At 44.2% G+C, this 24023-nt stretch carries 20 protein-coding genes and 1 other annotated feature; of the genes, 15 read left to right on the top strand and 5 right to left on the bottom strand.

The features are described 5' to 3' along the window. The first annotated feature begins 309 nt into the window (after positions 1–309). Positions 310–2673 carry a DNA polymerase II gene (locus R7E38_RS13730; RefSeq protein ID WP_042522809.1) on the top strand — a complete coding sequence of 788 codons (2364 nt, stop codon included), beginning with the start codon at positions 310–312 and terminating at the stop codon, positions 2671–2673. Here R7E38_RS13730 and R7E38_RS13735 read toward each other — a convergent pair. Further along, on the bottom strand, positions 2670–3437 hold the full coding sequence (locus R7E38_RS13735; RefSeq protein ID WP_042522811.1) for a nucleotidyltransferase: 768 nt from the start codon (positions 3435–3437) through the stop codon (positions 2670–2672). The genes R7E38_RS13730 and R7E38_RS13735 overlap by 4 nt on opposite strands. A gap of 194 nt (positions 3438–3631) precedes the next feature. Between R7E38_RS13735 and yeiP the strand changes: the two genes are divergently transcribed. Together yeiP and R7E38_RS13745 are read left to right on the top strand one after the other, a co-directional pair. After that, a complete protein-coding gene (yeiP, locus tag R7E38_RS13740; protein WP_005376801.1) occupies positions 3632–4198 on the top strand; it encodes an elongation factor P-like protein YeiP in 567 nt (188 codons plus the stop codon). 2 nt (positions 4199–4200) lie between these two features. Beyond that, a complete protein-coding gene (locus R7E38_RS13745; protein WP_005376800.1) occupies positions 4201–4521 on the top strand; it encodes an HI1450 family dsDNA-mimic protein in 321 nt (106 codons plus the stop codon). Between the two features lie 187 nt (positions 4522–4708). Here R7E38_RS13745 and rluB read toward each other — a convergent pair whose 3' ends face one another. Further along, positions 4709–5647 carry a 23S rRNA pseudouridine(2605) synthase RluB gene (gene rluB, locus R7E38_RS13750; protein ID WP_005376798.1) on the bottom strand — a complete coding sequence of 313 codons (939 nt, stop codon included), beginning with the start codon at positions 5645–5647 and terminating at the stop codon, positions 4709–4711. Positions 5648–6212: 565 nt separating this feature from the next. On the opposite strand from rluB, the gene R7E38_RS13755 reads away from it, so the two are divergent. Beyond that, entirely contained in the window at positions 6213–6923 is a 711-nt protein-coding gene (locus R7E38_RS13755; protein ID WP_005376796.1) for a calcium-binding protein, read from the top strand. A gap of 93 nt (positions 6924–7016) precedes the next feature. On the opposite strand, the gene R7E38_RS13760 is transcribed toward R7E38_RS13755, so the two are convergent. Both R7E38_RS13760 and rnm read right to left on the bottom strand, forming a co-directional pair. Further along, a complete protein-coding gene (locus R7E38_RS13760; RefSeq protein WP_005376791.1) occupies positions 7017–7637 on the bottom strand; it encodes an L-threonylcarbamoyladenylate synthase in 621 nt (206 codons plus the stop codon). A 59-nt stretch (positions 7638–7696) separates the two neighbouring features. Continuing rightward, on the bottom strand, positions 7697–8554 hold the full coding sequence (rnm, locus tag R7E38_RS13765; protein WP_005386777.1) for an RNase RNM: 858 nt from the start codon (positions 8552–8554) through the stop codon (positions 7697–7699). Positions 8555–8649: 95 nt separating this feature from the next. On the opposite strand from rnm, the gene R7E38_RS13770 reads away from it, so the two are divergent. From R7E38_RS13770 to R7E38_RS13805, 8 genes are all read left to right on the top strand, one after another. Continuing rightward, positions 8650–8775 carry a trp operon leader peptide gene (locus R7E38_RS13770; RefSeq protein WP_005376787.1) on the top strand — a complete coding sequence of 42 codons (126 nt, stop codon included), beginning with the start codon at positions 8650–8652 and terminating at the stop codon, positions 8773–8775. Then, positions 8722–8825 (top strand) — a sequence feature (Trp leader region). Its footprint overlaps the gene before it by 54 nt. 126 nt (positions 8826–8951) lie before the next feature. After that, positions 8952–10517 (top strand): anthranilate synthase component 1, encoded by a 1566-nt coding sequence (locus tag R7E38_RS13775; protein ID WP_025767265.1) that lies wholly within the window; start codon positions 8952–8954, stop codon positions 10515–10517. A gap of 16 nt (positions 10518–10533) precedes the next feature. After that, on the top strand, positions 10534–11142 hold the full coding sequence (locus R7E38_RS13780) for an aminodeoxychorismate/anthranilate synthase component II (protein WP_226083571.1): 609 nt from the start codon (positions 10534–10536) through the stop codon (positions 11140–11142). Between the two features lie 37 nt (positions 11143–11179). Next, the gene (gene trpD, locus R7E38_RS13785; protein ID WP_226083572.1) at positions 11180–12190 is read left to right on the top strand and encodes an anthranilate phosphoribosyltransferase; all 1011 of its coding nucleotides are present in this window, start codon (positions 11180–11182) and stop codon (positions 12188–12190) included. A 13-nt stretch (positions 12191–12203) separates the two neighbouring features. Continuing rightward, positions 12204–13643, top strand: coding sequence for a bifunctional indole-3-glycerol-phosphate synthase TrpC/phosphoribosylanthranilate isomerase TrpF (trpCF, locus tag R7E38_RS13790; protein WP_226083573.1), 1440 nt, complete (start codon positions 12204–12206; stop codon positions 13641–13643). A gap of 64 nt (positions 13644–13707) precedes the next feature. Next, positions 13708–14898 carry a tryptophan synthase subunit beta gene (trpB, locus tag R7E38_RS13795; RefSeq protein ID WP_151514973.1) on the top strand — a complete coding sequence of 397 codons (1191 nt, stop codon included), beginning with the start codon at positions 13708–13710 and terminating at the stop codon, positions 14896–14898. Further along, positions 14898–15704, top strand: a complete 807-nt coding sequence (gene trpA / locus R7E38_RS13800) for a tryptophan synthase subunit alpha (RefSeq protein WP_130545111.1) — start codon at positions 14898–14900, stop codon at positions 15702–15704. The genes trpB and trpA overlap by 1 nt, the downstream gene beginning before the upstream one ends. A 196-nt stretch (positions 15705–15900) precedes the next feature. After that, the gene (locus tag R7E38_RS13805; RefSeq protein WP_005376777.1) at positions 15901–16596 is read left to right on the top strand and encodes a Crp/Fnr family transcriptional regulator; all 696 of its coding nucleotides are present in this window, start codon (positions 15901–15903) and stop codon (positions 16594–16596) included. A 126-nt stretch (positions 16597–16722) separates the two neighbouring features. Here the strand turns inward: R7E38_RS13805 and R7E38_RS13810 are convergent, their stop codons facing one another. Further along, entirely contained in the window at positions 16723–18264 is a 1542-nt protein-coding gene (locus tag R7E38_RS13810) for a long-chain-fatty-acid--CoA ligase (RefSeq protein ID WP_054577046.1), read from the bottom strand. A gap of 543 nt (positions 18265–18807) precedes the next feature. Here R7E38_RS13810 and R7E38_RS13815 point away from each other — a divergent pair. From R7E38_RS13815 to R7E38_RS13825, 3 genes are all read left to right on the top strand, one after another. Next, positions 18808–20067: a dicarboxylate/amino acid:cation symporter gene (locus tag R7E38_RS13815; RefSeq protein WP_213891790.1), complete on the top strand. Its 1260-nt coding sequence runs from the start codon at positions 18808–18810 to the stop codon at positions 20065–20067. Between the two features lie 156 nt (positions 20068–20223). Then, positions 20224–21408, top strand: a complete 1185-nt coding sequence (locus tag R7E38_RS13820; protein ID WP_213891789.1) for an acyl-homoserine-lactone synthase — start codon at positions 20224–20226, stop codon at positions 21406–21408. After that, the gene (locus R7E38_RS13825) at positions 21401–23941 is read left to right on the top strand and encodes a hybrid sensor histidine kinase/response regulator (protein ID WP_226083574.1); all 2541 of its coding nucleotides are present in this window, start codon (positions 21401–21403) and stop codon (positions 23939–23941) included. The genes R7E38_RS13820 and R7E38_RS13825 overlap by 8 nt, the downstream gene beginning before the upstream one ends. The last annotated feature ends 82 nt before the right edge of the window (positions 23942–24023 follow it).

The raw sequence follows: 24023 nt of genomic DNA on the forward strand, positions 1-24023 counted from the left end.
ATATGTGCTGAAACGCAAACTTTAGCAAGAACTTATTCATAAACCACTCTATTATTTTAGAGCGTGATGAGCAGAACCGAAATCTAAGAAAAGACAATTAACAACATTAAGTACAATAAATCAAGTAACTAGGTTTCATATTGCCCAGAGAAACACGCTATAACTTAAAATGACACTGTCCCTCTTGCACCAAAGACTAACTTGTAATCACTAATTCCAGCAAAAATTTGAGACGCTTTCTTTACTGGTTATTTTTACAGTTCTTAGTGTTAAACTAACGTTCTTCAAGTTTTCTAAGGTTTCTCACATTTGAATATCCAACAAGGCTTTCTGCTTACTCGACAGGCACGAGACATCAAAGGTCAAACTCAAATCGAGTTGTGGCTTTCGACAGAAGCAGGTCCTACTCAGTTACTTATTAATGGTGAGAAGCCAGTATTTTTCATCGCTCAGAAACACTCAGAACAAGCAAAGACACTCGCACGAGAAAAAAACATATTCGTCGACATCCGCCTTTTGGATCTCAAAACGTTTGAACATACGCCTCTTGCTGCCTGCTATACCAATGTAACCAGAGACGCTCTCGCACTCAAAGACACATTCGCTCAAAAAGATATCACTACGTATGAAAGTGATATTCGCCTCGCCGATCGCTACCTAATGGAGCGTTTTATCAAAGGCAGTATCGAGTTTACAGGCAATGTGACTCGCACCAATGGCTACCAACGCGTCCAGAGCGCAAAATGCCGTTCGGGGCAATATGAGCCGAAGTTAAACGTTGTCTCGCTAGATCTAGAATGCTCTGAGAAAGGCATTCTTTACTCAATCGGATTAGACAGCGTCATGGATTCCCGCGTTATCATGATCGGAGAACCAGAACCTTCGGAGACACCGATACAATGGGTTAAGGATGAAAAAGCGCTTCTAGAAGCACTCATCGTTTGGTTTAAACAATTCGACCCCGATGTCATTGTCGGTTGGAACGTCATTGATTTTGACTTTCGTCTACTACACAAACGAGCAGAATGGCACAACATGAAGCTAATGCTTGGTAGAGCAGACCAAGCCAGCTTTTTCAGAAGTTCATCTCAAAGCCAACAAGGGTTTATTTCCATTCCAGGGCGAGTTGTAATGGACGGTATCGATACGTTAAAAACGGCGACTTATCACTTTCGGTCTTGGTCATTAGAGTCTGTATCTCAAGAACTCTTAGGGGAAGGGAAAGAAATCCACAACGTTCATGACCGCATGGATGAGATCAATCGTATGTACCGCTCCGACAAACCATCGCTGGCTAAATATAATTTACAAGACTGCGTGTTAGTGAATAAGATTTTCAATCACACTCACCTGCTCGACTTTGCAATAGAGCGCTCTCGTCTCACTGGTGTCGAACTGGATCGTGTCGGCGGTTCGGTTGCAGCATTCACAAACCTATACATGCCTCAGATACACCGAGCAGGCTACGTTGCTCCGAACCTACACCCTGAAAATTGGATTGCCAGCCCCGGCGGTTACGTGATGGACTCCATCCCTAACCTATATGATTCTGTTTTAGTATTGGATTTTAAGAGTCTATATCCATCGATTATTCGCTCTTTCTTGATTGATCCTATGGGTTTAGTTGAGGGGTTATTGCTCGATATTGGAAAAGAAGAAAATCAGGCTGTACCTGGCTTTCGCGGTGGGCAGTTCCATCGTACGAAACACTTTTTACCAGAAATGATTGAAAAGCTTTGGGCAGCACGTGATGTGGCAAAGAAGAACAATGAAAAAGCTTTTTCTCAGGCAATCAAAATCATCATGAACTCCTTTTATGGCGTACTGGGCTCATCGGGATGTCGTTTCTTTGATACTCGGTTAGCTTCTAGTATTACCATGCGCGGACATGAAATCATGAAGCAAACTAAGGTGCTGATTGAGGAGCAAGGATATCAAGTGATTTACGGCGATACGGATTCCACATTCGTGTCGTTGAATCGACCATACAGTCAAGTAGAAGCTGACGCTGTTGGAAATCAATTAGTTGATTACATCAACTCTTGGTGGCAAGAACACCTGCGTTCTGAGTACAACCTAACATCTATGTTGGAAATCGAGTATGAAACCCATTATCGCAGATTCCTTATGCCAACGATTCGTGGCGCAGAAACTGGCTCGAAAAAGCGCTACGCGGGTTTAATCGGTGAAGGAGAGCAAGAACGGATTGTATTTAAAGGGTTAGAAAGTGCCCGTACTGACTGGACCTCGTTAGCACAGAAATTTCAAAATACACTCTATAGCATGATTTTCCATGGTGAAGATCCAAGCGACTATGTCCGAGAGATGGTTGAGAAAACTAACAACGGTGAATTTGATGAACAGTTGGTGTATCAAAAGCGACTGCGAAGAAAACTGCATGAGTATCAGAAGAACGTCCCGCCACAAGTGCGTGCAGCTCGTTTAGCCGATGAGATAAATGCCAAGCTTGGCCGCCCATTACAGTATCAAAACAAAGGGCGAATTGAATACATTATTACCGTGAACGGCCCTGAACCTTATGAGTACCTCAATAGCCCGATTGATTATCAACATTACATTGATAAACAACTCAAACCCGTTGCGGATGCGATTCTCCCTTTCATTGGGACGGACTTTGACAGGCTTTCAGCGCCACAAATGGGGTTGTTTTAGCCGATACGAAACTCTGTTTTCTGGTACTGTTTGACTAACCAATCACCAAACGCATCAATTAGCCCGATAACAGAACGCTTGGGAATACCCCGGCCAGAAAGTAAAATTTCTAGCCGCTCGATCTCAAGCTGCTTTTCAGGATGATAAGTTAAGAATACCTTGCCACATTGTATAGGGTCATCAAACCAATGTTTATCTCGATACATCACCAAAGAGTATGACGCTCTTAGTAACTTTTTTGCAATCACGCGCTGGGCGGCCACCTGCTCTTCTATCGTCTTCGCTTGTACGATTTTTTTGCGATACACCGTAATCCAATCTTCCACATCCATATTCCAGTGCTTAGCAATTTCCCAACTTGGGACGTAATCACCGAAGCATTCTGCTAGATCATCACCGTAAACACAGACACAGCAATGCTTAAGCATAAAGCCCCAAGTAAAAATACTATCTAAATTAGCCACTTCGCTCACTAAGGCTGTACGGACCGATACACCATTAACTTGAGAGTAACTCTGCTGCGCACGCCACTTAATTGTGTTGAGCAAAGTCGCGCGATTGTGCTCAAAGGATGATTGAGTAACGACAACCAGGTCTAAGTTCGACCTTCCTGCGATCGCTGTTTTACGAGCAACACTACCGTATACATAAACGCTGTGTAAGTTTTGCCCCAGTCCACCTTTGAGACAAGCGGTGACTTCCCTAATTAAAGGCGCAAACTCTGGTTGAAATGGTTGTTTAGGATCGATAACAGGCAGAGACATGACTTAAAACGTGTTCTCAGATGGTTCAAGAAGTTGGACTATATGTTCTCTTAGCCGACTCACTGAATCAAGTCCATTCAGGTGTTTAGTCATGGGAGTAACAACAAATTTCTGCAATGAATTTTAATGCTAGGCGGCTAACTTAGCGCTATAATCACCGAGTTTTGCTTAATAAGTATGAATAGGAATATACAATGCCAAAGGCAAGTGAAATCAAAAAAGGCTTCGCAATCGAGTCTAATGGTAAAACTCTTCTAGTTAAAGACATCGAAGTAACGACTCCTGGCGGTCGTGGCGGCGCTAAAATCTACAAAATGCGTTGTACAGATCTAAACACGGGCGCACGTGTAGATGAGCGTTACAAGTCTGATGACGTTGTTGAAACGGTAGAAATGAACAAACGTGCAGTTGTGTACTCATACGCTGACGGCGATGAGCACATCTTCATGGATAACGAAGACTACTCACAATACACATTCAAGCACAATGAAGTTGAAGACGACATGCTGTTCATCAACGAAGATACACAAGGTATCCACATTATCCTTGTTAACGGTGCTGCAGTGGGTATTGAACTACCATCTTCTGTTGAGCTAGTGATTGAAGAAACTGACCCTTCAATCAAAGGTGCTTCTGCATCTGCTCGTACTAAACCAGCACGCTTCGCTTCAGGTCTTGTCATCCAGGTTCCTGAGTACATTGCAACTGGTGACCGAGTTATCATTAACACAGCTGAACGTAAATACATGAGCCGAGCATAAGCATGTCTGATTTGATTTCTTACGACGACGTCATCGACGCAGCGTACGACATTTTCCTTGAGATGGCTCCAGATAACCTAGAGCCTGCTGACGTGATTCTGTTTACTGCGCAATTTGAAGATCGTGGTGCCGCAGAACTTGTTGAAACCGGTGATGACTGGGTTGAACATGTTGGCTTCGAGATCGACAAAGAAGTATATGCAGAGGTTCGTATCGGCCTAGTAAATGAGGAAAATGACGTTCTTGATGACGTATTTGCTCGTATGCTAATCAGCCGAGACCCTGAACATAAGTTCTGCCATATGCTTTGGAAACGCGATTAACGTTTCTTCATCATGAACAAAGATACCAGCCTAGTGCTGGTATTTTTTTATCTGTTGTTTTCGTCTAGCTGAGATATTTGTTTATACAAAGCACCCTGCTCTATATAGGCTTTAGATCCTTTTGTTATGTAACAGATAAGAAAAAGGCTTGCCGAATTGGCAAGCCTTTCTGATGTTTTGCTATCGATTAACGATGCTTGTTGCGTGCGCCTTGGTCACCAGCAGTCTTCTTCGGCTTACGACGAGAAGGGTTGTTGCTGCGACCTTTTGGCGTGTTAACACGCTCTTCATGGCGCTTAACTGCGCGACGAATTTTTTGGCTGCGTGCACGCTCACGTTTGCGTGACGTGTTGTCTTTGTTCAGATCAAGCATGGTTTCTTTCTCTGGACGAAGCTCTACAAGCTCCCGCAAGTAGTTTACTTCTTTCAGGTCAAGCTCCATCCAACCGCCACGAGGCAGTTTCTTGTCTAAGAAGATGTCGCCGTAACGAACACGTTTCAGACGACTAACGGTACACTCTTGCGATTCCCATAGTCGACGAACTTCGCGGTTACGACCTTCGTTGATAACAACGTAAAACGTGTGGTTCATGCCTTCACCACCCGCGTAAACAACATCTTCAAAGCGAGCTAAACCGTCTTCCAGTTCAACACCTTTGACTAGATTACGAACTTTCTGTTCAGTTACTTCACCGAACACACGTACTAGGTATTCACGTTCAACTTGGCGGCTTGGGTGCATTAAGCGGTTCGCCAGTTCACCATCCGTTGTGAAAAGTAGAAGACCAGAAGTGTTCGCATCCAGACGACCAACTGAAATCCAACGAGAGCCACGAATTTTTGGCAGACGATCAAAAACAGTACGACGACCTTCTGGATCGTGACGAGTACACAGTTCACCCTCAGGTTTGTAGTACGCAAGTACACGACAAATCACTTCTTCTTGAATCTTTGCAGAGACAATGTGACCATCGATACGAACTACGCTGCTCTCGTCTTCAAGTCTTTCACCAAGCTTAGCGACTACACCGTTCACGCTAACGCGACCAGATTTAATTAACGATTCAATCTCACGACGAGAACCGTGACCAGCACGTGCTAATACTTTTTGTAACTTTTCGCTCATTTATCTACCTATGTGTCGTCTTCACAGACGTCTAGACCAGGATTGGTCTGCATTTTGCTATTTACCCATTTCAGTGGGATTTTTCGGTCGGACATTATACGTAACTTTCTTAGTTAATGTAAGCTAAATCGGCGCCATTCTCCACACCAAAATTCACATCAAAAATGACCGAAATATTTGTCCTATTCTGCAACTTTTTTACTACTTAATGCAGGCATTGCTCAACGAGAATCCCACTAATATCGGTCTTCCTGAACCACTTTAACCACGCGGTACCTGATAAAATTGTCAGGGTTACAACAATAACCACTTGGGGTGTGTTTACTGTTCGTATTGCTAGAAAGCAACGAAGAATAAGCCGTCCCTGTTTGCTGCTAAGTAATACCAATCACCGCAGACAATGAGCGCTCATAGCAAAGCACGGTCGTGAGTAACAAGACAAAAATTGTCTTTAAGTCATTAGTTCACATCAAAAATAACACTAATGCTATCGTGTACTCTGACTCTCTAGGTTCGCTCTGCACTCTCGGCGATTGGCATAAATCAGACAAAAAGGAATAGAACAATGTCTATGCTAAATCTCGACCTAAATTGGATTTTTGGGACATCTCAAGATGACGATATGACAGGCACAAAAGGCTCTGAAACAACCGATATTTTCTTCGGCTTCTGTGGTGATGATAAGTTTGTAGGATACGGAGGTAATGATATTGTCTTCGGTGGCTGGGGAGATGATACCTTGCTTGGTGGCCGAGGTAACGACTTTGTTTCTGGCGGCTTTGGAAACGATTTCCTATCCGGAGGATTAGGAAACGACAAACTCTTTGGTGGCTGTGGCGACGACACAATTTTTGATTATTCAGGCAACAACTACTTGAGTGGTGGCTGGGGTAACGACACCCTCGTTGTTGGTGATGGTGAATCAGTACTGAGCGGTGGCTGTGGAGACGACACCTTCGTGCTTACAAACCGCCTGGCTATTGGTGTACCTGATCAGCCAGTATCTTCCAACGATATTGATGTCAAAGCCGACATTGTCGATTTTAATATTTTCCATGACAAACTTGTCTTTGATATGGGCCGAGACACTGATAACGATGGCATTCGAGATACGTTCTTGGATTCAGCGGATGATCTGACTTTATCTTACAATGAGTGTGGCTGGGCAGTATTCTCAAGTGATGAATACAATGTTGAAGTGACACTAAACGGTGTGAGCTCTGCATACATCAACTATGCAGAACAAAATGGTATCGACATTTTCGATTTCGCTTAACCTCAATCAGTTAAGTTCAATGAGATATTCGATATGACAACTAAAATAGGAGGCGCGATGCCTCCTATTTTGTTTGACGATGATGTGCGTCTACTATTCGAATGGTGCAGGGTCACCAGATCCCAAACGAACTACAACAGGTTCACCTTCGCTAAAGTCAATTACAGTCGTAGGTTGTTCACCTAGGTAACCGCCATTAAGAATCACATCAACCGCATGTTCTAGTTTATCTCGAATATCCTCTGGATCAGATTCTGTTACGTCACTGCCAGGTAGAATCAACGACGTAGACATCATCGGCTCACCTAATGCTTCCAACAAGTCCAAGGCAATTTGATTGTCTGGAACACGGATACCGATGGTCTTACGTTTTGCATTCATCAAACGACGCGGCACCTCTTTTGTGCCTTTGAAGATGAAGGTGTAAGGACCTGGTGTGTTATTTTTCAGCAGTCGGAATGCAGAGTTATCCACTCGCGCATAGAGAGAAAGCTCCGACAAATCACGACACAGTAAAGTAAAGTTATGCTTATCATCCAGACGACGAATCTGACAGATTCGTTCCAGCGCCTGTTTGTTCTCCAACTGACAGCCAAGTGCATACCCTGAATCAGTAGGGTAAACCACAACGCCGCCGTTACGAATGATTGCTACTGCTTGATTAATCAAGCGAGCCTGTGGGTTTTCTGGGTGAACGTAAAAAAACTGGCTCATTGTAATTCCTCATTATCGAGCCTCTCGGCTCTATATTTCTATGGGTTCTCGACTTCGTATTACTGAGTATTATTCAACGAAGGATCTATTCCCCAATCTTTCCAAACTGGTTCGACGCCAGCAGGCAACCATAGGTTCCTTCCTAGCTCCATCCACGGTGATGGGTAGTGAAAATCACTGCCTTGAGAGGCTAATAGTTTGTATTGTATAGCATAATCAGCCAAGTTGCGCCTTTCTTGTTGTGCTTGCTGTGGCTGTGCAACTTCCATCGCATCACCACCTGCTTCGACAAACGCTGCTAGAAGACGCTTAATCCACTTCGCTGTCAACTTATATCTGCCAGGATGCGCTAATACCGCCATTCCACCAGCCGCATGGATAGCATCAACCGCATCCTTCATCGAACACCAATTCGGTGGTACATAACCTGGGTTATTACGCGTTAGGTATTTTTTAAACACCATTTGCATGGTTTTTGCGTAACCATTATCTACCAACCATTTCGCGAAATGCGCTCTTGTCACTGGAGCATCACCGGCGATTTGCCTTACCTCTTCAAGCACACCTACTCGAGTTGCTTTTTGTAGTCGCTCTGCAATTAACTCAGATCGTGTTATGCGATGCTGCTTCTGCTGTTCTATGAGGGCAGATAATTGTTCATTTTCCGGATCAATATTCAGGCCGACAATATGAATGTCTTTGTTTTGCCAGACGGTCGATATCTCAATGCCATTGATGATTTTTATCGGCAAATTATTATCTTGAACGTATTGCTTAGCTAACGCCAAACCGTCAACCGTATCGTGATCAGTGATCGCCAAAACCTCGATATCAAAACTCAGCGCCCTTTCCACTAAATCTTTAGGTTCTAACCGACCGTCCGATGCAGTGGTGTGACTATGTAAATCAATTCTCATATTTTTATCGTTTTAATGCCGTTTTGGGGTTGACTTTTTACTCTCGCACTAGTTAACTAGTACATAAATACAAAGTACGTAATTTAAGGTTCACCATGTTACAAGAATTTAACCAAAACCAAAAAGCGAAAGTTGCGGTTTGTCTTAATAAGGCAAACTCATCAGATCTTGCTTGGTGGCGCACTTGGACTAGTTCTTGGTGGGCAAACGTATACTTCTAGTTTATAGAACCAAACGTTGTAAAGCCCGCTACTTAAGCGGGCTTTTTTGTTTTGTTGATCATTTCACATTCAACTGCCTAAACATTAATCGAATATAGCCAACTCTAGATTGGGAGAACGTTTGCTTTATGCGACTATGTACGGCAGGAAGATTTAAACAGCTACAAGGAGGTCTTGTGAACAAGGCCATTGAAATTAAGAAACTTGGACAGCTTGAAGTGCTAACGGCTTCCGTCCCTTATACTCAAGACCCGACTCGCTTGTTCCACACACTATGTGAGAACAAAACTGACAGCCTATTGCTGGAATCTGCTGAGATCGATTCAAAGCAAAATTTAAAATCCCTGCTGATCGTAGATTCAGCGGTTCGCATTGTTTGCTTCGGCCATACCGTTAGCATGCACGCCTTGACCAATAACGGTAAAAACCTACTGTCTCACCTAAACCAGAACATCCGTGGTGACGTTGAGAGCAAGTTCGATGGCGAAACGCTAACTTTGGAGTTTAACCAGCCATGCGACACGTTAGATGAAGACTCTCGCCTACGTGAAGCCTCTTCTTTCGATGCGCTGCGTTTGGTTCAGCATAGTTTTGATATTTCACAGCAAGACAAACACGCAATTTTCCTTGGTGGTCTGTTTGCCTACGACTTAGTCGCAAACTTTGAGCCGCTTGGTAATGCCGAAGCAACAAATCAGTGTCCAGATTACGTTTTCTACGTCGCGGAAACACTACTTGTTGTCGACCATCAAACGGAATCTTGCCAGCTTCAAGCGACGTTGTTTGTTGATGGTTCAGAGAAAACAGCGTTAGAGACTCGTATTGCAGAAATTAGCGCCCAGTGTGCAGCGCCAAAACTGTTGCCGAGCGCAGAGCAAATAACAGATGTAACGGTAGAACCTAGCGTGTCTGATGCAGACTTCTGCCAAACCGTTCGCGACTTAAAAGAGTTCGTAGTGAAAGGCGATGTATTCCAAGTTGTACCGTCTCGTAGATTCACTCTACCTTGTCCTTCTCCACTGGCGGCTTACAAAGAACTGAAACAAAGTAACCCAAGCCCTTACATGTTCTACATGCAAGATGAGCTGTTCACTCTGTTTGGCGCATCACCTGAAAGCGCGCTTAAGTATGAAACCGATACCAACCAAATTGAAATCTACCCAATTGCAGGCACACGTCGCCGCGGTAAGCGCCCGAATGGAGAGATCGATTTCGACCTAGATAGCCGCATCGAACTTGAACTACGCACCGACATGAAAGAAAACGCAGAACACATGATGTTGGTTGACTTGGCACGTAACGACGTCGCTCGTATTGCTCAAGCTGGCACTCGCCACGTAGCAGACCTTCTAAAAGTCGACCGTTACAGCCACGTGATGCACTTGGTATCACGCGTGGTTGGTCAACTGCGTGAAGACCTAGACGCACTGCACGCATACCAAGCTTGTATGAACATGGGCACGCTCACTGGTGCACCAAAGATTCGCGCAATGCAGTTGATTCGCGATGTGGAAGGCGCACGTCGCGGTAGCTACGGCGGTGCGGTTGGTTACCTAACTGGTGAAGGCACACTCGACACGTGTATCGTCATTCGCTCAGCTTACGTAGAAAACGGCATTGCTCAAGTTCAAGCTGGTGCAGGCGTGGTGTTCGACTCTGATCCGCAAGCGGAAGCAGACGAAACGCGCGGCAAAGCACAAGCGGTAATCTCTGCTATCCAAGCAGCGCATAAGTCACAATAAGGAATAGGGTTCAGAGATGGCTAATATCATTTTTATCGACAACTTTGACTCGTTCACCTACAACCTTGTGGATCAATTCCGCTCGCTAGGTCACTCAGTCAAGATTTACCGAAACAACATTCCAGCAGAAACCATTGAACAAGCGATAAACGAGCTTGAAAACCCGGTGGTTCTGCTATCGCCAGGTCCTGGCGCACCGTCAGAGGCAGGCTCAATGCCGGAGCTTATCCAACGCATGAAGGGCAAAGTGCCGATGATCGGCATTTGTCTTGGTCACCAAGCGATTGTTGAAGCATACGGCGGCACCGTTGCTGGCGCAGGCGAAATCATTCACGGTAAGGTCTCTATGATGGAGCACCAAAACCATGCGATTTACCAAAACCTACCATCACCACTTGCAATTGCACGTTACCACTCGCTGGTTGCGACCAAGGTTCCTGAGAGCCTAACCATCACAGCAGAAGTGGATGACTTGGTAATGTCTGTTGTACATGAAGAAGATAAAGTTTGCGGGTTCCAGTTCCACCCGGAATCTATTATGACGACCTACGGAGCGACACTGTTGGCCAATGCCATTGAATGGGCACTTGAAGAACAAACTTCAACGAACCCACTCACTGCTTAAAAAGCACTTGGCACATAAGAAATTTAGGAGAGGAAATATGGAAGCAATCATCAACCCTATTATTACCAAACTGTACGAGCAAGAATCGCTTACTCAGGAAGAAAGCCAACAGCTATTCGACATCATTATCCGTGGTGAACTAGATCCAATTTTGATGGCGTCAGCACTGACTGCACTAAAAATCAAAGGCGAAACACCAGATGAAATTGCAGGCGCGGCGAAAGCACTGCTGGCAAACGCAAACCCATTCCCTCGCCCAGATTACGATTTCGCAGATATCGTAGGTACTGGTGGCGACGGTCACAACACCATCAACATTTCAACCACTGCGGCGTTTGTTGCTGCAGCATGTGGGCTAAAAGTAGCGAAACACGGTAACCGCAGCGTTTCAAGCAAGTCTGGTTCGTCTGACCTTCTTGATTCATTTGGTATCAACCTAGCTATGAGCGCAGAAGATACGCGCAAAGCGGTAGACGATATTGGTGTTGCTTTCCTATTTGCACCTCAGTACCACGGTGGTGTGCGCCATGCGATGCCAGTGCGTCAAACCATGAAAACACGCACTATCTTTAACATTCTTGGCCCACTGATTAACCCTGCTCGTCCTAACATCGAATTGATGGGCGTTTACAGTGAAGAACTGGTTCGTCCTATCGCAGAAACCATGCTACAAATGGGTATGAAGCGCGCCGCTGTAGTACACGGCAGTGGTTTGGATGAAGTGGCGATTCACGGTGAAACAACCGTTGCGGAAATCAAAGACGGTAAGATCACAGAATACAAACTAACGCCTGCAGACTTCGGTCTAGAAGCGCACCCGCTAGAAGCGATCAAAGGTGGCGATCCTGAAGAAAACAAAGCGATCATTACCAATATTCTGACGGGTAAAGGTACAGACGCACAATTGGGCGCAGTGGCGGTGAACGTTGCCCTGCTAATGCGTCTATTCGGCCTCGAAGATTTAAAAGCCAACACGCAACAAGCGATTGAGGCAATGAATTCAGGCAAGGCGTACCAATTGGTACAACAACTTGCCGCACACGCTTAAGGAATTGAAGAAGATGACTGACTTCAACACTCAGCAAGCTGACAACCTGTCTGAACACGTTTCTAAGAAAGAAGCAGAAATGGCAGAAGTACTGGCGAAAATTGTCCGCGACAAATATCAGTGGGTCGCAGACCGTAAGGTGTCTCAACCGCTAAGCACATTTCAGTCTGATTTGCTGCCATCGGACCGCAGCTTCTACGATGCTCTGAGTGGCGAAAAGACGGCATTCATCACCGAATGTAAGAAGGCATCTCCTTCTAAAGGTTTGATTCGTGATCATTTCGACTTGGATTACATCGCATCGGTTTACAACAACCACGCAGATGCGATTTCAGTCCTAACAGACGAGAAGTACTTCCAAGGTAACTTTGACTTTCTTCCTCAAGTGCGCGGTCAAGTCAAACAACCGGTTCTGTGCAAAGACTTCATGGTAGATACCTACCAAGTTTACCTAGCACGTCATTACAGTGCTGATGCCGTGCTACTGATGCTTTCTGTCCTGAATGACGAAGAGTACAAAGCGCTAGAGGAAGCAGCACACAGCCTGAACATGGGTATCCTGACCGAAGTCAGCAACGAAGAAGAGCTTCATCGTGCCGTTAAGCTTGGCGCACGCGTTATCGGCATTAATAACCGTAACCTTCGCGACCTAAGTACTGATTTGAATCGTACTAAAGAACTGGCACCGACCATTCGTGAACTGGCTCCTAACGCAACAGTAATCTCAGAATCTGGCATTTATACACATCAACAAGTTCGTGAGTTAGCGGAATACGCAGACGGATTCTTGATTGGTAGTTCACTGATGGCGGAAGACAACCTTGAACTTGCAGTACGTAAAGTGACGTTAGGCGAAAACAAAGTGTGTGGCTTAACGCATCCAGATGACGCAGCAAAAGCGTATCAATCTGGCGCAGTATTTGGTGGCCTGATTTTTGTCGAGAAGTCGAAGCGTGCGGTTGACCTTGAAGGTGCTCGCTTAACCATGAGCGGTGCTCCACTGAATTACGTTGGCGTTTTCCAAAATCACGATATCGATTTTGTTGCTTCTGTCGTGACCTCTTTGGGTTTAAAAGCAGTGCAGCTGCACGGTCAAGAAGACCAAGCTTACGTAAACCAACTCAAAGCCGAACTGCCAGCAGCGGTAGAAATTTGGAAAGCTTACGGCGTGACTGATGCCAAGCCAGAACTACTTGCAGAAAACATTGATCGCCATTTATTAGATGCGCAAGTTGGCACTCAAACTGGCGGAACTGGTCAAGTGTTCGACTGGTCACTGATCGGCGACCCAAGTCAAATTATGCTAGCGGGCGGACTGTCGCCAGAAAATGCTCAACAAGCAGCGACATTAGGTTGCTTGGGATTAGATTTAAACTCTGGTGTAGAAAGCGCACCAGGCAAAAAAGATTCACAGAAGTTGCTCGCGGCATTCACCGCTATTCGCAACTACTAAAGCTGGATATCAGCTAAAAAATTTAAAGCTATTCGTAGCGAAAAATACGAGAAGGAATATAACGATGGCAAAACTGAATGCCTACTTTGGCGAATACGGCGGTCAGTACGTTCCGCAAATTCTAGTTCCAGCACTGGAGCAACTAGAGCAAGCGTTTATCGACGCGCAAGAAGATCCAGAATTCCGCAGTGAATTCATGACGCTTCTTCAAGAGTATGCGGGCCGTCCAACGGCTTTGACTCTAACTCGTAACCTAACCAAAGGTACGAAAACCAAACTGTACCTAAAACGTGAAGACCTACTTCACGGTGGTGCCCACAAGACTAACCAAGTGTTGGGTCAAGCGCTACTTGCGAAACGCATGGGCAAAAACGAAATCATCGCTGAAACTGGCGCAGGTCAACACGGTGTTGCAACCGCACTAGCATGTGCACTGCTTGGCCTTAAGTGTCGCGTGTACATGGGTGCAAAAGACGTTGAGCGTCAAAGCCCGAACGTATTCCGTATGAAGCTAATGGGCGCAGAAGTTATTCCTGTCCACTCGGGTTCAGCAACACTTAAAGACGCATGTAACGAAGCGCTGCGTGACTGGTCTGCAACTTATGAAGATGCACACTACCTATTAGGTACAGCGGCAGGTCCTCACCCATTCCCAACCATCGTGCGTGACTTCCAACGCATGATTGGTGAAGAAACGAAGAATCAGATTTTGGCACGTGAAGGTCGTCTTCCTGATGCGGTTATCGCATGTGTGGGCGGTGGTTCAAACGCTATCGGCATGTTTGCTGACTTCATCGAAGAAGAAAGCGTTCGCCTAATTGGTGTTGAGCCAGCAGGTAAAGGTATCGATACTGACCAGCACGGTGCACCACTTAAGCATGGTAAAACAGGCATCTTCTTCGGTATGAAAGCGCCATTGATGCAAGATCCAAACGGTCAAGTAGAAGAGTCTTACTCGGTATCTGCTGGCCTTGATTTCCCTTCAGTTGGCCCACAACACGCACACCTAAACGCAATTGGCCGTGCTGAATACGACAACGTGACAGACGATGAAGCGCTAGAAGCATTCCAAGAGATTGCACGCCATGAAGGCATCATCCCTGCTCTTGAATCTTCTCACGCACTGGCTCATGCACTGCGTATGGCTCGAGAGAACCCAGAGAAAGAACAATTATTAGTCGTTAACCTATCAGGTCGTGGTGACAAAGACATCTTCACCGTACACACCATCTTAGAAGAAAAAGGAGCAATCTAATGAGCCGTTATGAGAAGATGTTTACGCGCCTAAACGAAAAGAACCAAGGCGCATTTGTACCGTTCGTAACGGTTTGCGATCCAAACGCCGAGCAGTCTTACAAAATCATGGAAACACTGGTCGAGTCTGGTGCTGATGCCCTTGAACTCGGTATTCCATTTTCAGATCCTCTTGCGGATGGCCCGACTATCCAAGGTGCGAACATTCGTGCTCTAGATTCAGGCGCAACACCGGATATCTGCTTCGAACAAATTGGTAAGATCCGAGCTAAGTACCCAGAGCTACCTATTGGCCTTCTGATGTACGCGAACCTTGTTTACTCTCGTGGTATCGAGAACTTCTATGAGCGTTGTGCAAAAGCAGGCATCGATTCTGTTTTGATTGCAGATGTGCCAACTAATGAAAGTGCCGAATTTGTTGCTGCTGCAGAAAAGTTTGGTATTCACCCAATCTTCATCGCACCACCAACCGCAAGTGATGAAACACTGAAGCAAGTATCAGAGTTAGGTGGCGGCTACACTTACCTACTCTCTCGTGCAGGTGTTACTGGCGCAGAAACCAAAGCAAACATGCCTGTAGGTCATATGCTGGATAGACTGAACCAATTTGATGCACCACCAGCGCTACTTGGTTTTGGTATCTCTGAGCCAGCACAGGTGAAACAAGCACTAGAATCTGGCGCCGCTGGTGCAATTTCTGGTTCAGCCGTGGTAAAAATCATTGAAGCGAACGTTGAGCAGCCACAAATTATGCTCGACAAGCTAGGTGAATTCGTTTCTGCAATGAAAGCTGCCACTCAAAAATAATTTCAGTTTGATATGACACAACAACGCCCGCTTAACATTATGTTTAGTGGGCGTTTTCTTACTATCGCGTTTATACCACGTCATTTTTTGTTCAACGCCCGCACTTTCCAAATCTATCTCAAGCAGAGCACTCAAAGAGTGTTAAGCTTGGGTAACTTAACTAACTCAATAAAGCAATGTGCAGTAAGGTTGCTACATGGAAGAAGTCAAAACACTGCTAGCCAAATGTCCTGTACTATCAGGGCTGCCAGATAAAGGGCTTAGTGAAGCAGCGCAAATGACTAAGGTTCGCTGCTTCGACGAAAAAGCACTGATTTGCAATAAAGGTGCGCTTCAATCTTCTCTTATGGTCATAGCTCAAGGTGCAGTGAGAGTGAACTCAATTAGTTCAAAAGGCAAAGAAGTCACACTGATGATTTTCGAAGCTGGTGGCTGGTTTGGAGACAATGTTTTTTCTCCCGGCATGCCTCGTATTTTTGGTGCGACCGCGCATTCGGACGTGACTGTAATGGAGCTTCCTGGAGATAAATTTCGCCAATTACTCGCCAAATACCCTCAAAGTTACCCCACTATACTCGACTTACTTAGCCGCCGCTTGTGGTCTGCTATTTCTGTTATCGAAGATGACGCGATTAGAGGAATTGAAGAACGAGTCGCCAAAAGGTTGCTGCTACTTGCTGAATACCAACTTAATCAAGCGATCGATACTCGACCATGCGTTGTCAGGGTAACAAGAGAACATATCGCTAACATGATGGGGCTAACTCGTCAGAGCGTACACAAGATACTAAAACGATTAGAAAGTATTGGGATGCTAGAGCTAAACTATGGCTCAGTAACCATTACCAATCCGAAACGCTTAGAAGAATACTTTAAAGAACTCGAGCAATAGATCCATTCAACAAACGCTAAGTATTGTCTAACGATAGCTAAAAACCTTATGCATCTAATTGGTCAAGAGCACAACACCATTTGCACTTAGGCAAGTGGCGCTGTGACACAAAAACCATTGAATTGACTAAGCTATATTCAATTCAGATTTCAACTCACGTTTCAAAATCTTTCCTGTCGCACTCATCGGGAGGTGTTCACGAATTTCGACATAACGAGGATATTTAAACGAGGCTAATTGCTCTTTACCCCACTTTTGTAATGAATCGGCGTCAATGTATTCTTTTGGTTTAAGTACAACGTAGGCTTTTATCTCTTCGCCATACTCTTCATTTGGAATCCCTATCACCGCGACCATTGAAACGGCAGGATGAGTCATGAAAACTTCTTCAATTTCTCTGGGATAAACATTAAATCCACCTCGAATGATCAGATCTTTCATTCTATCGACAATAAATAAATTACCTGAACTGTCAAAGCGGCCCACATCACCAGTATGGAACCAACCATTTTGTAGCGCAGATTCAGTAACTTCTGGGCGGTCAAGATATCCCTTCATAACATTATGACCACGCACAACAATCTCACCTTCTTCGCCTATCGGTAGTGCATTGCCTTCAATGTCGATAACTCTTACTTCGACGCCTTGAACCGGTTGACCTACCGAGCCTGGTATTCGCTCCTGATCTAAATGATTAAAACATGCAATAGGACTTGTCTCCGACAACCCGTATCCTTCTAAGATCGGCACATTAAATGTTTCTTCAAAGGTTCGAAAGATTTCGGTTGGTAATGGCGCACCACCGCTTACTGCAACACGCAATGACGAGGTATCAAATTGATGCTGCACATGAAGCAGACCGATGTACATCGTTGGCACACCAGCAAATATCGTCACCCTATGTTTTTCCACCAGCTCAAGAACATGTTTAGGCTCAAACCTAGGCACTAACACCAATGTTGCCCCGCCCAAAACACTAGCATTTAAGTGGACGGTTTGACCAAATGTATGAAATAAAGGCAAAGTTACTAAGTGAATATCATCGGCCTGGCTGCCCATAATGTTTTGTGCCACCAGAGCGTTCATTATGATGTTCTGCTGAGTCAGTTCAGCGCCTTTTGGTAAGCCTGTCGTCCCTGATGTATACAAAATCACACATGTATCATCCGCATTACGCGGTATATAATCCGGCAACGGTTGGACATCGGCTATAAACGCATTGAGAGTTATTACACCATTCCAATAGCTTTCATCTTGAGATTGAGTCAATACGACTATGCCTTCGCATGTATCGACTTGTTCAAAGGCTTTGACACCCTCTTTTGCCATTGGCAGTTCTTTCGTCCCTTCAAAGCAGAAATAAAACTTCGCTTTTGAATCTTCTAAGTGATACTTAATTTCTCGCGCTTTCAAAAGCACATTTAATGGGACTGCAACCGCGCCAGCTTTTTGTATTGCATAATAAACAAACGCGAAAAAAGGAATGTTTGGGCATGAAATCGCAACGCGGTCACCTGGCTTTACGCCTTTATTGATTAAAGACGCTGCGATCTTGCCGGCGATCGCATCAAACTGCGCATAATTTATCTTTTCAGTGCCACATATCAACGCCGTTTTATCTGGTTTACTCGCAGCATTTCTTTGTAACGCAGCAGCAAGATTCATCATAGTCTCTTCACCTCTTACTTGTCTTTCTCGTCTAATCAGCTCAGGAGCATTAACTAAGCAAGTTATCTCTAACACTGGATCGTCAGCATTTGAGTCTCACCAGTCATTACAATTTAACATTATGTTTACAACGCAATTAGAGCCAAGAATGTAAAGCAATTAACATTTCAGAAGGCAAATTAATAAAAGTGTGAGCTTGAAAGAGATGAATTGTTATAAATATCAACCCAAGTCACTAAAAACTCTGACTGCAATAGCAAATACAAAAGCGGTTAAAATTAACAAAAAGAAAACAAATAAAGAAAAATAAACTTGAACAATCCTAAGCGCGACCCTTATAAGAAAAATCAATAGCAAACGTTTGCTATTGAACAAAACTTTATCGCTCGTCAATAAAATATCGATTAATCCATCAATAATACCTTGCTGCATATTGCCAATTGTAAACGATAAGTGTAAAAAGCAAGGCGAGATAATTATCCGTAAATCCATTTATGGTTAGTGGGTAATTTTAGGATTTTACATTTTATTAGCACAGAGGTTATGGAAGTGTTAAAAGAAAAGAGTTTGCTAAACAACATTGGCGTACAAGTCGTAATCGCCATGATCGTGGGCACAGCCGTTGGTGCCATGATGGGTCATGATGCGACAGTGTTCGCTCCTTTAGGTGCTATCTTTATCAACTTAATCAAAATGTTGGTTATTCCTTTGGTCGCTGTAGCCTTGATTTCTGGCGCCGCTGGTCTTGGGAACAGCCAGTCAGCAGGTAAAGTTGGCATCGTCACTCTAGGTTATTTTGGTTTAACATCCGCCCTAGCCGTTGCGCTTGCACTATTTATGGGTGAAGTATTCCAACCAGGCATGGGTATCGACGTCTCTGGCGTTGAAGGCATGTTCTCAGCAGAATACGCTTCAAAAGGTGAACTACCTACTTTCTGGGCAACCATCACTGGTATGATCCCAACCAACGTTTTCCAATCACTAAATGAAGCAAACATCCTACAGATCCTCGTTTTCTGTATGTTCTTTGGTATTGCGATTTCTAAGCAAGCAAAAGAGCGTCGTGAACCAATCATCAATGGTGTTAACTGCATCGTTGACGCAATGGTTTGGATGATCAACAAAGTAATGATCATTGCACCTATCGGTGTATTTGGTCTGATGGCAGAAGCCGTCGGTACGTTCGGTTTTGGTGCACTAATGGTGGTGTTTAAACTGTTCGTTGTTTACGTTGCCGCCATCCTAATCTTCGGTTTCGTTGTTTACCCAGCAATGGTGCATGTTTTCACGAAGACATCTGCGAAGAAATTCCTGTCTTCAATGAAGAAACCGCAAGCAGTTGCGCTTTCAACAGCGTCTTCTATGGCAACACTGCCTGTTACAATGGACACCTGTGAAAAAGAGCTGGGCGTAAAAAATTCAACTGCATCATTTGTTCTGCCTCTAGGCGCAACGATCAACATGTCAGGTAATGCGATTTACTATGGCTTGGTTGCTATCTTCTTTGCTCAACTGTTCGATATCGATCTAGGCATGGGCGCTTACATTGCAATTATCGTAACGTCTACATTGGGTGCGGTTGGTCAAGCGGGTGTTCCTGGCCCTTCTTTCCTAGTGGTTGCCGTGCTTCTTGCCGCTGGCATTCCAATTGAAGGTCTACCGCTGCTATTCGCTCTTGACCGTATTTTCGATATGATTCGTACAGCACTGAACATCACAGGTGATGCTGCATGTGCAGTTATCGTTGATGCGCTAATTGAAGAAGAAACGGCAGAAGCTGAGCTTAAAAAGCAAGAAGCCTAACCCTTTCTTGAATAGACCAAAAACCGCTCATAATGAGCGGTTTTTTTGTCTTTTCTTGCATTACGTAACTATACAAATAGAAACCGATGGCATAAATTTTTCAAAATGATATAAACCATTACAAAATATAACAAAACGTTAGAGCTAGGTTATATCATGAGTCTTGAGCAATCTTTGGAATATCTCACCAAAATAAATTTGCCGATCGAATCAAAGCAGCAGGCCCTGGTTGACTCAGTTATTCTTACCCTAACGAAACAAAAACGAGATGCTCTTTTTCAACAGGTTGCTCTGTATCGAATAAAACTGCTTAAATCTCTCTTTCCTAAACACGCATCAAAAAGTCTTTCTGCACTATTTGAGTTAATGGATTATCGAGATTTAGTGCAACAGTATCCGACAGGTTTCTCCAAAGAGATTCGTTTACTTGAACAACTTGCCGCAGATTGTTACCCGCATTGGATGGTTTTCTGGTGTCAATGCGAGATCGAAGCAATCAAGCAAAAATATCCTTCAAACGAAGCTGCGATTCCTACTCCGCTTCCGTTTGACGACCACAGCTATACTAGCGTGTTAATTGAAGATATCGCAGATTGCGATCTTGAGGTAATGCTGCCAAATCATGCAGCGTTAATGCCGATTTCCGAAGCGATCACACTGAGTAATCTTGAGCTTTTCGTCCAAACTGAACAATGGTTTGAAATCTTGCCTCTTTTATCACTCTCGCAAAAAGGGCAGCACTTTGCCCTCTTGCTCAAATCGTCATCTTCACCAATCATGGTCTCCTCTGCTTTAGTGCAAAGCTGGCATCAACGAAATAACTGGCTCAGTTACTCACCACAGTTTAGTAGCGAACAATGGCAGTTTTGCTTTCCTAATCATGGGTACAGTGTTCTCAATCAACTGGGTATTTTGGAGTGTCGTGCTCTAACTCATGAGCACACTCTTATTGAGTTTGATGCTCAGTTTCAATCTCGTGTAAAGAACAGTGAAGCGGTTTGCGAAGTACTGCGTCTTACGGTGGGAGGCAACATTCAACAAAAGCTGTATTTTTTGTATCTGGCGCAAAAAACTATGATGAGCGAGCTCTATAAAGCAGGCTATAAGCTCGGCTTTACCATTATTGAGCAAGTATTTATGTTAAATTTCTATCAATCTATTGATTTAAGTGCCTACTTTCACTCAGGATACCGCGACATTAACGGTGACGGTACCAAGACATACCGCGGTTTCTGGAATTTAGGTATGATGGTTGAAGCATTTCAAGACATACAATTTCGCGACTACAAACATTGCGTACGAACAAAAAGAATGGATAAAAAGGTGAATGAGCATGCTTGATGTTCATTTGCACGGTCTCTTTTACCCAAAAGCAATGGCATTGTACGCGACTGTACTAATAGTATTCGCTTGGCTACTGTATTACTGCTATCGCCTAAAACAGAAGAGTGAATCAATCTTAGGCTCGCATCACACGCCTTACATCGCTTATTCCAGCTGTATCATTGTTTGGATAAGCAGCAACGCCTATTTCCATACCGATTTATTGCCAGAATTAGGCTCTGTTGGTGGCATTTTTATGGCTAAGTTAGCGAACTTAGCGTCTTTTTTCGCCTTTGCGTTTGCATTCTATTTTTCTTGCCAGTTAACCGCAGATGTTAAAAAAACAGCGGTCAAAGCCTGGCAAAAAGTCGTCTTTATCGCACTAGCAACGTATTCACTGTACATCAACTTAGTACCGAATCTTACTGTCGAAAATGTCACCATTAGTGGTCCAAGCCAGTTCGTCATTAAATTTGGCCCACATACCTCATATTTTTTCATTAGTTTGCTAGCTTTCGTGGTACTAACGCTGCTTAACTTGATTGCCATGCGCGCTAACAGCAGCAAGCTCACGTTAGCAAAAAGCAACTATATGATCGCTGGCATTTTGGTATTCATGTTATCTACGGCAGTGATACACCTTGGAATGACGTATTTCCTTGGCGACTTCTCCCTAACTTGGTTACCACCAGCACTTTCAATCAGCGAAATGTTGTTTGTGGGCTATGCCCTACTTACCTCTCGCTTCTACAGCGCTAAATATCTCACGTACTTAACGGTAAGCGCGCTCTTAGTCTGCGCCATTTTTGTTCTGCCGCTAGGGGCGATATTTATTCCTATCTCTGAAGATAACCAATGGCTTGTTGCGGTACCTTTATGCGCGCTTATCGGTATCAGTTGGCACTTGCTTTTTAAGCGAGTCAGTCGTTTCGCTTCATATTTTATTTATGGGAAACGACACACTCCCGTTCAGCAAATCCTTGGGTTAGAGGAAGAGTTTAAACGCTCAATAGATGATGCTATGCGTCAGTTGGCATCGTTACTTAACATACCAAACAACAAGCTACAGCTAGTCACTAGCAATTACACAGAAACGTTTTACGAAGAGTACCTGCCGTCAAGCAAGTCAGTTCTCGTGCTTGATGAGTTGTCTGAAGAAATTGATTATGCCTCCTCTTCTAAAGGGTCGATGAGAAAGCTCTACGAGCGTATGCGCTCAAGCAATACTGCGCTCGTTATGCCTCTCTTCGGTCGTGGAAAATCTGTTACTCACTTGCTGATTTCTTCACATAAAATAGATAATAAGCTGTTTTCTAATGAAGAAATCTCAGCTCTGCAAACGTTATTAGTTCGCATCCAGAGCACCATTGAAGCCGATAGAAAGGTACGCCAAAGCCGTGCGCTGGCTAACTCCATTGCACATGAAATGCGTAACCCTCTCGCTCAAGTACAATTACAATTTGAAGCTTTAAAACAGCATATAGAGTCAAACGCCTCACTGGATACGCTAAAAAGAGAAATTGATAAAGGTGAAGCCGCTATACAACGCGGTCGACAACTTATCGATATTATTTTACGAGAAGTTAGCGACAGTTCACCAGAGCATGAGCCTTTAGCTCTCACTTCCATACATAAAGCCATCGAACAAGCAGTAAGCCGTTATGGTTTTGAAAACGATCAAATAATAGAGAGAATTAACCTGCCACAGGCACACGATTTTGTCGCGAAGTTAAATGAGACCCTGTTTAACTTTGTCATTTTCAATTTGATTCGTAACGCTATCTACTATTTTGATTCTTATCCCGACAGTCAAATTGAGATTCGTACCCAGACGGGGGCTTACGAAAACATTCTGATCTTCCGAGATAGTGGGCCAGGTATAGATCGCAGTATCTTACACAAGATATTTGATGACTTTTTCTCGTATCAAAAAAGCGGAGGCAGTGGCTTAGGTTTGGGCTATTGCCAACGTGTTATGCGCTCCTTCGGAGGACGAATAGAGTGCCAGTCTGAATTGAGCGAGTTCACAGAATTCTACTTGTATTTCCCAGTCGTACCAAACGCACCAAAACCAGAGATATTGAGAGCACCGGACTTTGATAGCTGGAAAGCAACTCCATCACATTCTGAAAATCATTCAGCTCAACACGTACAAATATGTAACGATGCACCAACAGTGCTCATTGTTGATGACAAAGAGGTGCAACGCACCTTGGTACAGATGTATTTGAAAAGACTGGGAGTCAACAGCTTACAAGCAAATAATGGAGCCTCTGCGGTAGAACTATTCCACTCTCACAAGATTGATCTCGTTCTTATGGATGTCCAAATGCCGGTAATGAATGGATTTGACGCAAGCCAACGGATTAAGCAAATCACATCCTCCGTTCCAATCATTGCCTTATCTGGTGAGTCTGGAGCTAGAGAGTTGGAGCTAATTTCGAAACTCATGGATGACAGACTCGAAAAGCCCACCACGTTAAATGCACTTCAAGTCGTCATCCAAAGATGGTTACAGAACGAGAATTTTGCACCTTCCAACACTTTTTAATCTGCAAATATAGAATTGGCACTAGATGTGCATTATTGGGGTAAATCGAATTATCCAGAAGGTCAAGCAGGCTGCAAATGAG

Origin of the sequence: Vibrio sp. Vb2131 (genome assembly GCF_033338535.1) — a bacterium.
GTDB classification, from domain to species: Bacteria; Pseudomonadota; Gammaproteobacteria; order Enterobacterales; family Vibrionaceae; genus Vibrio; species Vibrio alginolyticus.